Here is an 11,019-nt window from a genome sequence, read left to right on the forward strand (position 1 = left end):
CCACCATCCCGGCCCTGCACATCCTGGCCGCCTCCCGGTCCGTGCTGCGCGACGGGGAACCGCTGCCACTGACCCGGCTGGAGTTCGACCTCCTGCTGCACCTGGTGGCCCACCCGCGCCGGGTCTTCACCCGGTTGCAACTGCTCAACGCGGTCTGGGGCTACGAGCACGCCGGGGTCCGCACGGTCGACGTGCACGTGCGCCGGCTGCGCGGCAAGGTCGGCGTGGACGTCCCGCTGGTCACCACCGTCTACGGGGTCGGCTACCGGCTCGCCGACGACGCCCGGGTCACCATCGACCGCACCGGCTGACCGATCGGGGCACCATGGTCGGGTGCGCGTCCGACCCATCTCACCCGAGCGGCTCGTCGCCGAGCTGACCGAGCGCGTCCTCACCGTCGCCGGTCCCGCCTGGTCCGGCCCGGCCCCCACCGGCGGGCCGGGGCCCGGCCGGCTGCGGGTGGCCGTCGACGGGCCGCCCGCAGCCGCCCCGGACCGGCTCGCCGACGCCCTCGTCGACCCGCTGCGGGCGGGCGGCCGGCCGGTGCTGCGGATCCGCGCCGAGGACTTCCTCCGCCCGGCCTCGGTCCGGTACGAGCAGGGACGCACCAACCCGGACGCCTACTACGAGGGCTGGACCGACGAGGCGGGGCTGCGCCGCGAGGTGCTCGACCCGGCCGGCCCCAACGGGTCCGGGCGGGTCCTGCCGTCACTCTGGGACGCCGCCGCCGACCGGGCCAGCCGGGCCCCGTACGTCGACCTGCCGCCCGGCGCGGTGCTGCTGGTCAGCGGAGCGCTGCTGCTCGGCGGCGGCCTGCCGTTCGACCTCACCGTGCACCTGGCGCTCTCCCCGGCCGCCCTGGACCGGCGCACCGATCCGCGGCTGCGCTGGACGCTGCCGGCGTTCGCCCGGTACGCCGACGAGGTCGCCCCGGCCACCTTCGCCGACGTCGTGGTCCGCGCCGACGACCCCCGGCACCCGGCCGTCGTCGAGCCGGCCTGACGGCTCGGCGGGAGCGGCGAAACTCGCCGGTTTGGCCCACTCGGCAGGCGGGTAATCGCCCGGCTCAACAGGCACGGGTGATCTCGCCCGGGCCGCCCGCATCCGGGGCGAACCGCCCGGACCGCCCACAGGCCAGAGGAAAGGCAGGCAGTGATGCTCGTCCACGACACGGTCGGTACGGGCCGATCTCAGGCGGAGATCGACCAGATCCGACTCTCCCTGCGGGCCCGCTACGACGAGCTGTCCGCGGAGTACGAGCAGGCGGTCGCGCAGAGCCAGGTGCTGCGGCTGGTGGAGGTCGGCGACACCGCCGGCGACGACCAGGCCGACAGCGGCACCAAGACCGCCGAGCGGGACACCGCGCAGTCCCTGCTGCGGACCATCCTGGAACGCCGTGCCCAGTTCGAGCACGCGCTGAACCGGCTCGACGAGGGCACCTACGGCTTCTGCGAGGGCTGCTCGGCGCCGATCCCGGTGGAGCGCCTGGAGATCTTCCCGTCGGCCACCGCCTGTGTGGCCTGCAAGCAGACGCGGGAGCGGCGGGCCGCCTGAACGAGGGCGTCGTGGTGGCTGGTCGGACCGGGGGCGCGGTGGACTCCTCGCATGGGTGAGATCAAGGTGGGCACCGCGTCCTGGACCGACCGGACGCTGCTCGACTCCGGCTGGTACCCGTCGACCGCGGACACCCCGGAGAAACGCCTGGCGTACTACGCCCGACAGTTTCCCCTGGTCGAGGTGGACGCCACCTACTACTCGCCGCCGGCCGAGCGGACCGCGCGGCTGTGGGTGGAGCGGACCCCGCCCGGCTTCACCTTCAACGTCAAGGCGTTCAGCCTGCTGACCGGACACCCGACCCGGGTCTCCGCGCTCTACAAGGACCTGCGCCCGGCCACCGACAAGCGCACCGTCTACCCGGGCGACCTGACCGCGCAGGCGTACGAGGAGGTCTGGACGCGGTTCCTCGGCGCGCTCGACCCGCTGGCCGACGCCGGCAGGCTCGGCGCGCTGCTGTTCCAGTTCCCGCCCTGGTTCACCATCAAGCGGTTCAACAAGGAGTACCTGCTGGAGGTGGAGCGGCGCTGCCGCCCGCTACGCCCGGTCTTCGAGTTCCGGCACGCCTCCTGGTTCGACGGGGACAACGCCGAGGAGACCCTCACCTTCCTGCGCCGGCACGGCCTGGCGTACGTCAGCGTGGACATGCCGCAGGGCCACCGCAGCTCGGTGCCCCCGGTGCTGGCCGCCACCGCCGATCTGGCCGTGGTGCGTTTCCACGGCCACAGCGACAGGTGGACCAGCAGCGACATCCACGAGAAGTTCGGCTACCGCTACTCGGAGCGGGAGTTGCGTGACTGGGCGCCGAAGCTGCGCGAGTTGGCGCGGAACGCGGAACAGACCCACGTCCTGCTCAACAACTGTTATCGGGACTACGCCCAGACCAATGCCCGGCAGTTGCAGGACCTGCTCGCGGCGTGACGCCGCCGCGAGGCCCGGCGGGCACTCGGCCCGCCGGACGACGTGCGGGGCGCGGACGGCTACCGGCAGCGGCGACCGTCGTTGATGCACGTGGCGATCTTCTTCATCTGCGGCACCGAGTTGACGTTGATGAAGTCGTTGTGGTCCGAGAACGGGTTGTGGTCCTCCTCGGGGAAGGAGTCCAGGGCGTACTGGCCACGGAGCTGGATGTGGCGCGGGATGTCGTACGAGATGGTGATCCGCAGCTGCGGGATGGCCTCGAAGCCCGCCGGGCAGGCACCGGTGGCGGGGTCGGCGAAGGCCACGTGGTCGCGGTGGTTGGCGCTGTCGACGTTCTGGCCGTCCCAGCAGCCCGGGAAGTCGTGCACCCGCTGCACCTGGCTGCCCTTCGGGCAGATCGGGTACTTGTCGGAGAGCCGGTCGGCGAAGCCCGAGCAGGTCCAGGTGGCCCGCGCGTTGGCCGGGCCCCGGCTGATCGGCTTCGCGTCACCGGTCAGTGCCCGCAGGAACATCGGCATCGGCCGCACCGGCGAGGTGGCGTTGCCCCGGTACTCGATCAGCACCTTCGACGGCTGCACGATGCGGCCCGTGTTGTTCGGCAGCTCCAGGTTCGGGCCCTGCGGTTCCGGCAGCGCCGAGGGTGCCGCGCCGTCGCCGTCGTTGCCGTTGTCGCCCGCGCCAGGCTGCTCGCCCACCGGCCGGGTGTCGAGCACGCAGGGGGCCAGCGCCTCCAGGCCCTTCGGCCGTTCCGCGCCGCGGCCGATCGCGATCGCGATCCGGTCCAGGGCGGCGATCCGCTTGGCGCGCAACGGCCCCACCACGGCGTTCTGCGCGAAGTCCGGGCCGCCCTGACCCCCGCTGGTGGCCAGCCGCTCGTTGGCCGCGGCGATCTCCCGGTCCATCAGGTCGAGGGTCCGGTTCACCTCGTCGACCGCCCGGGCCGGCACCTCGGGCAGCTTGTCGCGCACGCTCGGGCAGCGCACGGTCGGGTTGGCGCCGCTGGCCGCCCGGCTGCCCACCGCGTGCGCGGCGTGCAGCCCGTCGTAGCTGACCTCGCAGTCCACCAGCGACACCAGGCCCACCGGACGGCTGCCCGCCTGGCTCATCGTCGTGGCGATCCGCTTGATCGTCGTGGCGCGCTCGGCGCGCAGCCGCTGGATCACCGACCGGTTGAGCCGCTGGTCGATCCGTCCGCGACTGGCGGTCATGGCGGTGTTCGCCGTGGCGAGCTGCCGGTCGAGGGCGGCCAGGTCCCGCCGCACGCTGCGGCTGACCGAGCTGGGCATCGCGGGCAGCCGGTCGGCGACCCGGGGGCAGGAGACCTTCGGTTGGGTCGTGGACAGCGCCTGCGCCAGTTGGGCCTTGCGATCCGCGCGTACCGACTGGTCGATCCGGACCACCGGCCAGAAGTACGACGACCGGTCGCCGTTGCGGCAGGTGGTGCCGGAGACCGCCAACGCCTCGTTGGGCGTGTTGGCGTCGATCGCCAGGTTTCCGACGAAGTCGTGCAGGTGCTCCGCGCCGTTGCGGATGCCGGGCTGGGCGACCGGGTTGTCCGGGCTGAACTTGCCGTTGCCGTTCGTGCCGCAGTCCACGGTGAACACGCCGGTGGACGCGCCGGCGGCCGGCGGCGGCGTCACCACGTTCGGTTGTACCTGCTGGATCGGGACGAAGTCGGCCAGGTCGGCCTCCGCCGAGGCCGTGTCACGACCCCCGCCGGACACGAACGTCACGGTGAGCACCCCCACCGCGGCGACCGCGGTCACCGCCGCGATGATCCTGGTCCTGCGCTGCCTGCCCTGATTTCGGTTGGCGGTCATCTCGGTCCCTTCGTATGAGCGGCGCTTCGGCACCGCGGTGCCGGTTGCGGCCGGGGGTACGGGTGCCGCCGCCGCGCCGATCGCCTTCGGGCCGTCCGGTAACCGCTCGGTAAGAACTGCCGCCGCGGGCTGCGCGGTGCCGACGCGGCGCGGCAGCCGTGCGAAGCCCGCCGGCCTCACCCCTGCCGGGTGAGGTGCCCTCACCCGCCGGCGACGCAGCATGGGCGGCGTCGGTCGGTGTTCCGACCGGCCTGAGCCAGGCACGGAGGTGACCGGTATGGGAGTGCGGGTGGTGGCGGACCCACGGCGTGTCGTCGTGTTGCACGTGGTCGGCGCGGGCGGCGGCCTCCGGCGTCCGGCCCGGACCGGCCGGTTCAGCCCGGTCCAGTACCGGCGGGGCCCGTCCGGACCGCCGCGACGCGACGACGACCGGGGACGGGAGACCGAGACGCGGGGGTGGCGAGATGGCTGAGCAGTTGCATTCGGCGTTCGAGTCGTCGATGGACAAGACCAACCTGATCCTCAAGGACATCGAGGCGGCGTACGGCTGGCCCAAGGAGCAGCGCAACCAGTCGTACGCGGCGCTGCGTACCGTCCTGCACCTGCTGCGCGACCGGATGCCGGTGCAGGAGAGCGTGGAGTTCGCCCAGCAGTTGCCGGTGCTGGTGCGCGGGATCTACTTCGACGGCTGGCAGCCGGACGACGTGCCCATCAAGCTCAACCGGGACGACTTCCTCTACGAGGTCCGCCAGGGCTTCCCGTACGACGTGGAGGGCGGCCCGGAACGGGTGGTGCAGGTGGTGCTCGACACCCTGCGCCGGCACGTGACCCAGGGCGAGTGGGCCGACGTCAAGTCGACGATGCCCGGGGAGTTGCGGCAGATGCTGCCCTGACCCGGGTGACCGATTGGCCCGTTCCGCCGCGCGCGGAGCGGGCCGGGGCACGCCGCCCGGCCGAGGCAGGGTGCGTCACGCCGCCACGCGGCTCACCGGGTGGCCGGCGCGGCGGGCCAGCGCGGCGAAGGCCACCGCGTCGACCACGGCCGCCCCGCCGGGGTCGTTGTTGAGGTAGACGTACGCCGGCTCGGGGTCGTCGAAGGCCGCGCCAAGGCGGCGTACCCAGGTGCCCAACGCGGTGCGTCCGTAGCGTGGCCACGGCCGGGCCCGGCCCTCGTGCAGCCGGAGGTAGCCGAAGTCGGTGGTACGCCACAGCGGGGTGACCGGGCGGCCGAGCCGGTCGGCCCACACCAGCGCCGCGCGGTGGCGTTCCAGCACCCGGCGGACCTCGTCGGTCCACCAGGACGGGTGGCGCGGCTCCACCGCCACCCGCACGTCGGCGGGGAACAACCGCAGGGTGGCGTCCAGCGCGTCGGGGTCGGCGGGCAGGTTTGGTGGCAGCTGCACCAGTACCGGCCCGAGCCGGTCGCCCAGCGCGGAGGCCCGACCCAGGAACCGGGCCACCGGCTCGGTCGGCTCCCGCAGCCGCTTGACGTGGGTGAGGTAGCGGCTCATCTTCACCGCCACGCAGAAGTCCGCCGGGGTCCGTGCCCGCCACGCGGCGAAGGTCTCCCGCTCCGGCAGCCGGTAGAAGGCGTTGTTCACCTCCACGGTGGCGAACCGGGTGGCGAAGTGTTCCAACCACCGCCGCTGCGGCAGCGTCGCCGGGTAGAACCGTTCCCGCCAGTCGCGGTACTGCCACCCAGAGGTGCCGACCAGGAACACCGCGACCGCCTAGTGCAGGTCCAGCGGGAGGACCTCGAAGGCGGCGCCGTAGCGGACACCCAGACGGGTGCCGGCGGGCCGGCTGACCCCCTCCAGGAACTCCTCCGGGTCGAAGCCGCCGTCGCCGAGCCCGCGCAGGTACGCCTCGTGCGCCCGCAGCGACGCCACTCCCGCGGCGAAGGTGTCGGTGACGTCCACCCCGTGCCGGGAGCGGGGGGAGGCGGCGGCCCAGACCTGGCGTACCCGGTTCCACGGCTCGACCCCGTCGGTAAGCTGCTCGGGGAAGATCCAGCGGTTGCCGGCGTCCCGGGCGGCGTCCAGGGTCGCCTGCCCGGTGGCGATGTGGTCGGCCTGGTTGAGCGCCGTCGCCCCGTCCCAGGTCTCCCGGAAGTTGTTCGTGATCACGATGTCCGGTCGGTGCCGGCGGATCACCTCGGTGATCGCCCGGCGCAGCGGCACGCCGTACTCGAGCAGGCCGTCGGGCAGGCCGAGGAACTCCACCGTCGTGACCCCGACGACCCGTGCGGACGCCCGCTGCTCCTCCTCGCGCAGCACCCGGGCCCGGTCCGGCGGCACCGCGTCGATCCCCGCCTCGCCGCTGGTCACCAGGGAGTAGACGACCTCCTTGCCCTGGCCCGTCCAGCGGGCGACCGCGGCGGCGGCGCCGAACTCCAGATCGTCCGGGTGGGCCACCACGGCCAGTGCCCGCTGCCAGTCCTCCACCACCGGCGTCAACGGCTCCGGTTGTCCCACCACGACCTCCCTGTCCCGTTCCTGACCCCATCCTGGCACCGTCGGCGGGTCGCCGCCCGCCGGCCCGGCCGACCGGTCCCGGGCCCGCCACCGCCGACGGACGGAGCTGCGGCAACGGCGTACCACCCCGAGCCCGCCGAACCGCCCGTGTCGCCGCGCCCCGGGGTCTACGGTGTGGTTAGAGAAGATCCGGCGTGGGGTACCACCCGCTGCACGACAGACCCCGACCGACGGCGGGGCGGCACACCCGAGGGAGCACCCATGGCACTCAACGACGACGACATGCAGACCACCAGCGGCGGCGGCCCGGAGGGTCCGGCCGACGGTGGCGCGACCCCGGGCCGGCAGGACGGGGGCGCCGACGGTGGCGCGGAGGGTCCGGCCGACGGTGGCGCGACCCCGGGCCGGCAGGACGGGGGCGCCGACGGTGGCGCGGAGGGTCCGGCCGACGGTGGCGCGACCCCGGGCCAGCAGGACGGCGGCGCCGACGGCAGCGCCGACTGACCGACCATCATGACGATCATCGACCCGCCGGGTGGCCGTGGCCGCCCGGCGGTTCCGTCCTCCGCCACCGCCGCCCTGGCCCGCTGCGTCGGCGTCGAGCCGGCCAAGTTCGCCACCGCGTACTGGGGGCGGGAGCCGTTGCTCTCCCGCGCCGCCGAGTTGCCCAACCCGCGCGGCTTCACCGACCTGCTCAGTCCCGCCGACGCCGACGAGCTGCTGAGCCGGCGCGGCCTGCGTACCCCGTTCCTGCGGGTGGCCAAGGACGGCCAACTCGTGCCCGCGGCCCGCTACACCGGCGGCGGTGGCGCGGGCGCCGAGATCGGCGACCAGGTCCTCGACGAGAAGATCCTGGAGCTGTACGCCTCCGGCGCCACGCTGGTCCTGCAGGGACTGCACCGCACCTGGCCGGCGCTGGTCGACTTCGCCCGCGACCTGGGCACCGCGCTGACGCAGCCGCTGCAGGTCAACGCCTACCTGACCCCGGCCGGCAGCCAGGGCTTCGCCACCCACTACGACACCCACGACGTCTTCGTGCTGCAGGTCGACGGCCGCAAGCACTGGCGGATCCACCCGCCGGTGCTGCCCGACCCGCTCGAGAGGCAGCCGTGGGGCGGCCGGGCCGACGAGGTCTCCGCCACCGCCTCCGGTCCCGCCGCGCTGGACGTCGTGCTCGAACCGGGCGACGCGCTCTACCTGCCACGCGGCTGGCTGCACAGCGCGCAGGCGCAGGAGTCCCGTTCGCTGCACCTGACCGTGGGTATCCGGGCGCTGACCCGGTACGCCCTGGTGGAGGAACTGCTGGCGCTCGCCGCCGAGGATCCCCGGCTGCGTGCCGGGCTGCCGTTCGACACCGACGTCACCGACCCGGACGCGATCGAGCCGGAACTCACCGAGACCGTCGAGGCGCTGCGCGACTGGCTGCTGCGGGCCGATCCGGCGGCGGTGGCCGCCCGGCTGCGGCAGCGGGCCTGGCCCGCCGCCCGGCCGGCGCCGATCCGGCCCCTGGCCCAGGCCGCCGCGCTCGCCGGGCTCGACGCCGACAGCCGGATCGCCCCCCGGGGCGGGCTGCGCTGGCAGCTCACCGCCACCGGTGACGACAGGGTGGCGCTGCGCCTGTTCGACCGGACGATCACCCTGCCCGCGCAGTGCGTGCCCGCGCTGCGTGCCCTGCTCACCGGGGACGGGATCCGGGTGGGGGACCTGCCCGGACTGGACGACGACGCCGACCGGTTGGTGCTGGCCCGCCGGCTGCTGCGCGAGGCCGTCGCCGTCCCGGCCTGACCCGCCCCCGCGTGGTGGCTCGGCTCGCGGTGGATCGGGGCGTCCGGGGACCGGCACGCCCCGACCTGCGCAGCCCACGGCGTACCGGGGGTCATGGCGCGGCGCGGTCAGCGGGATGTGGCGCGGTTAGCGGGCCGCCAGCAGTGTCACCGTGGTCGCCAGGCCGGCCACCAGCACGATCGCCGCCGGCCGGGGGCCGAGCAGGGCGTGCCGGCGGTCGGCCAGCCGCTTCGCCAGCGCCAGCCCGGCCAGCGGGCCGAGCAGGGTCACCACCAACGCCAGCACCGGCATCCCCACCGCCAGGTCGCCGCCGTACCGCTCGCCGGCAGCCCGGGCGCCGGCTCCCAGCGCGTACGCCAGTAGCGCGCCGGCCACCCCGCAGAGCGCCAGCAGCGGGTTCGCCGATCCCGGCAGTTCCCCCGGTTGCCCGGCCCGGTCCAGCAGGTCCCGCACGGCGCGCAACGCGTCGACCGGGTCACCCGTGGCGTCGCGGGCCGGCCCCGGTGGCGGCCCGAGCCGGCGCGCGCCCAGTCCCAGCCGGCCACGCAGTTCCGCCCACAGGTGCGTCACCTCGGCCTCGACCCGGTCCACCATGGACCGGGCCTCGGCCAGCTCCGCCTCGGCGCGGCGCAGCTGCTCGCTCGCCTCGGCGACGGCCCGTTCCGCGGCGGCGCACTGCTGGTCGTACCAGGCCTGTGCCTCGGCGCGCTGGGTCGCTACCCGGCCGGTCAGCTCGGCGAGGCGGCGGACGTGGGCGGCGTACGTGTCACTGGCGACCGGTTCGTTCATCGGGACGGACCATAAGGGATGATCACCTGTCCGGTACGGTGCACCGCCCGGTCGAAGAACAGCCCCCGCCACGGGCGCGGGTACCAGTCCGGCCCGCCGGTGCCCGGGTACAACGAGGAACCCAGCTCGCCGCCCTGTACGTCCAGCGCCACCCACGCCCCGATCTGGTCGGTGCGGGCGGCCGGCCCGCCCAGGTCGGCCCGCATCCGTGCCACCCCCCGCCACCAGGCCAGCACGTGGGTACGCCGTTCCGGCCCGTCGTGCAGGATCCGGCGCAGCCGGTCCAGGCCGCTGCGCCCGCCGGTGCCCCTCGACAACGCGCCGGCCGCCGCGTCGACGGCGAACAGGAACAGGTAGTGCGGCGTGGCCGGGGTGCCGGGCCGGCCCAGTGCCTCGGTTGTCTCGGCCATCAGCTCCGGCACCGTCTCCTCGTCGTACCAGGCGGCGTCGTCGGCCAGGTCCTCGTAGAGGGCGCGGGCCGCCGGGTCGGCGTCCGGGTCGAGGCAGGCGATGGAGTAGCGGGCGGCGCCGGGACGGTGCTGGCGCGCCAGGGATCGGGCGGCGGCGTCGAGGACCGCGCACGCCTCGTCGACGCGGGTGCCGAGCACGGCCAGGTTCCGCCCGGGCGCCCGGGGCAGACGCAACGCCGCCGAGCGGGCCTGCACGTCGATGATCTCGCCGAGCAGCGCCACCGGCCCCCGGGGTGGAGCGTCGCCGGCCGCCGGGGTGAGCGCGCGGAAGTCGGGCGCGTCGGTCAACCGGGGCACCGCGTCGCCGTCGAAGAGCCGGGCCGGGGCGGCGTCGGCCGGGCGCATCCGCCACAGCCGGTGCTGCAACTCGCTCCAGGTCTCCCAGTCGCTGGCCGAGGGGATCCGGGCGACCTCGTTGCCCTCGGTCATCCCGGACTCGGCGTTGACCACCGCGTGGTACTTCGGCAGCGCCTGCGCGGCGTCGTTGCGCTCGGCCAGGATCCGCAGTGCCTTGGGCAGCGCGATGCGCAGGGTGAACTGGGCGACCAGCGCCGGCCGCCCCCACAACGCCTCGATGCCACGCACGTCCTGTGAGGCGAGCACCAGGTGGATGCCCTGCGAGCGGCCCCGCCGGGCCAGGTCCTCCAGCAGGTCGGCGGCCTCCCGGGCGACCACGTCCCGGCCGGCCAGCAGCGCCTGGAACTCGTCCACCACCGCCACGATGCGTGGCCAGTGCCCGGTCGGGTCCACCGCCCGCAACTCGGCGAGCTTGGTGACCTCGTGTTTCTTCGCCGCGTCGGCGCGTCGGCGCAGCTCCTCGGCGAGGAACCGCAGCAACGCCAGCCCGAACTCCCGGTCGGTGTTGACGTTGATGCCGACCAGCCGCATGTGCGGCAGCCAGCTCGGGTCGCGCCGGCCCTGGGCGAACCGGGCGAAGGACACCCCCTCCTTGAAGTCGAGCAGGTAGAACTCCAGCTCGGCCGGGGAGTAGCGGGCGGCCAGCGCGCCGATCCAGGCGAAGATCAGGTTGGTCTTGCCGGTGCCGGAAGGCCCGCCGATCAGCGCGTGCGGCGGGTAGTCACCGAGAGTGAGCAGCACCGGGCGGCCGTGCGGGCCCTCGCCGATGGGGGCGGTGAGCCCGTGCGCCGAATCCTCCTTCCACATCTGCTCGGGTGGGGGGAGCAGGTCGGTGAAGGGGGTCGGTGG

The 11,019-nt window shown here is 74.6% G+C and carries 12 protein-coding genes; 7 read left to right on the forward strand and 5 right to left on the reverse strand.

What is annotated here, in order from left to right; all coding sequences use genetic code 11:
- The 4 genes from E1165_RS25360 to E1165_RS25375 form a co-directional block, all read left to right on the forward strand.
- Positions 1-311 (forward strand): winged helix-turn-helix domain-containing protein (locus tag E1165_RS25360; protein WP_132394248.1); only part of this gene is annotated, 311 nt, incomplete at its 5' end.
- 22 nt (positions 312-333) lie between these two features.
- A complete protein-coding gene (locus tag E1165_RS25365; RefSeq protein ID WP_132394249.1) occupies positions 334-1,002 on the forward strand; it encodes a uridine kinase in 669 nt (222 codons plus the stop codon).
- A 153-nt stretch (positions 1,003-1,155) separates the two neighbouring features.
- Positions 1,156-1,554 carry a TraR/DksA C4-type zinc finger protein gene (locus E1165_RS25370; protein WP_132394250.1) on the forward strand — a complete coding sequence of 133 codons (399 nt, stop codon included), beginning with the start codon at positions 1,156-1,158 and terminating at the stop codon, positions 1,552-1,554.
- Positions 1,555-1,605: 51 nt separating this feature from the next.
- Positions 1,606-2,475 (forward strand): DUF72 domain-containing protein, encoded by an 870-nt coding sequence (locus E1165_RS25375; protein WP_132394251.1) that lies wholly within the window; start codon positions 1,606-1,608, stop codon positions 2,473-2,475.
- Between the two features lie 59 nt (positions 2,476-2,534).
- On the opposite strand, the gene E1165_RS25380 is transcribed toward E1165_RS25375, so the two are convergent.
- Positions 2,535-4,295 (reverse strand): DUF1996 domain-containing protein, encoded by a 1,761-nt coding sequence (locus E1165_RS25380; protein WP_132394252.1) that lies wholly within the window; start codon positions 4,293-4,295, stop codon positions 2,535-2,537.
- A gap of 464 nt (positions 4,296-4,759) precedes the next feature.
- On the opposite strand from E1165_RS25380, the gene E1165_RS25390 reads away from it, so the two are divergent.
- Entirely contained in the window at positions 4,760-5,188 is a 429-nt protein-coding gene (locus E1165_RS25390; protein WP_132394254.1) for a DUF2267 domain-containing protein, read from the forward strand.
- Between the two features lie 75 nt (positions 5,189-5,263).
- Here the strand turns inward: E1165_RS25390 and E1165_RS25395 are convergent, their stop codons facing one another.
- Together E1165_RS25395 and E1165_RS25400 are read right to left on the reverse strand one after the other, a co-directional pair.
- Positions 5,264-6,016: a DUF72 domain-containing protein gene (locus E1165_RS25395; protein WP_132394255.1), complete on the reverse strand. Its 753-nt coding sequence runs from the start codon at positions 6,014-6,016 to the stop codon at positions 5,264-5,266.
- A 9-nt stretch (positions 6,017-6,025) separates the two neighbouring features.
- Entirely contained in the window at positions 6,026-6,769 is a 744-nt protein-coding gene (locus E1165_RS25400; protein ID WP_132394256.1) for a PIG-L deacetylase family protein, read from the reverse strand.
- Between the two features lie 261 nt (positions 6,770-7,030).
- Between E1165_RS25400 and E1165_RS25405 the strand changes: the two genes are divergently transcribed.
- Together E1165_RS25405 and E1165_RS25410 are read left to right on the forward strand one after the other, a co-directional pair.
- Positions 7,031-7,273 (forward strand): hypothetical protein, encoded by a 243-nt coding sequence (locus E1165_RS25405; protein ID WP_132394257.1) that lies wholly within the window; start codon positions 7,031-7,033, stop codon positions 7,271-7,273.
- A gap of 9 nt (positions 7,274-7,282) precedes the next feature.
- Positions 7,283-8,554 (forward strand): cupin domain-containing protein, encoded by a 1,272-nt coding sequence (locus tag E1165_RS25410; protein ID WP_132394258.1) that lies wholly within the window; start codon positions 7,283-7,285, stop codon positions 8,552-8,554.
- Between the two features lie 126 nt (positions 8,555-8,680).
- Here E1165_RS25410 and E1165_RS25415 read toward each other — a convergent pair whose 3' ends face one another.
- Entirely contained in the window at positions 8,681-9,343 is a 663-nt protein-coding gene (locus E1165_RS25415) for a hypothetical protein (RefSeq protein WP_132394259.1), read from the reverse strand.
- A partial coding sequence (locus E1165_RS25420) for an FtsK/SpoIIIE domain-containing protein (RefSeq protein ID WP_256370694.1) occupies positions 9,340-11,019 on the reverse strand: 1,680 nt, incomplete at its 5' end. The genes E1165_RS25415 and E1165_RS25420, both read right to left, overlap by 4 nt.

Origin of the sequence: Micromonospora sp. KC723, from assembly GCF_004348595.1 — a bacterium.
Classification (GTDB): domain Bacteria; phylum Actinomycetota; class Actinomycetes; order Mycobacteriales; family Micromonosporaceae; genus Micromonospora.

Excerpts from the sequence above, each read along its gene's own strand:
- E1165_RS25370 (WP_132394250.1), top strand. The coding sequence starts at position 1,156 with ATGCTCGTCCACGACACGGTCGGTACGGGCCGATCTCAGGCGGAGATC.
- E1165_RS25375 (WP_132394251.1), top strand. The coding sequence starts at position 1,606 with ATGGGTGAGATCAAGGTGGGCACCGCGTCCTGGACCGACCGGACGCTG.
- E1165_RS25380 (WP_132394252.1), bottom strand. The coding sequence starts at position 4,295 with ATGACCGCCAACCGAAATCAGGGCAGGCAGCGCAGGACCAGGATCATC.
- E1165_RS25390 (WP_132394254.1), top strand. The coding sequence starts at position 4,760 with ATGGCTGAGCAGTTGCATTCGGCGTTCGAGTCGTCGATGGACAAGACC.
- E1165_RS25405 (WP_132394257.1), top strand. The coding sequence starts at position 7,031 with ATGGCACTCAACGACGACGACATGCAGACCACCAGCGGCGGCGGCCCG.
- E1165_RS25410 (WP_132394258.1), top strand. The coding sequence starts at position 7,283 with ATGACGATCATCGACCCGCCGGGTGGCCGTGGCCGCCCGGCGGTTCCG.
- E1165_RS25415 (WP_132394259.1), bottom strand. The coding sequence starts at position 9,343 with ATGAACGAACCGGTCGCCAGTGACACGTACGCCGCCCACGTCCGCCGC.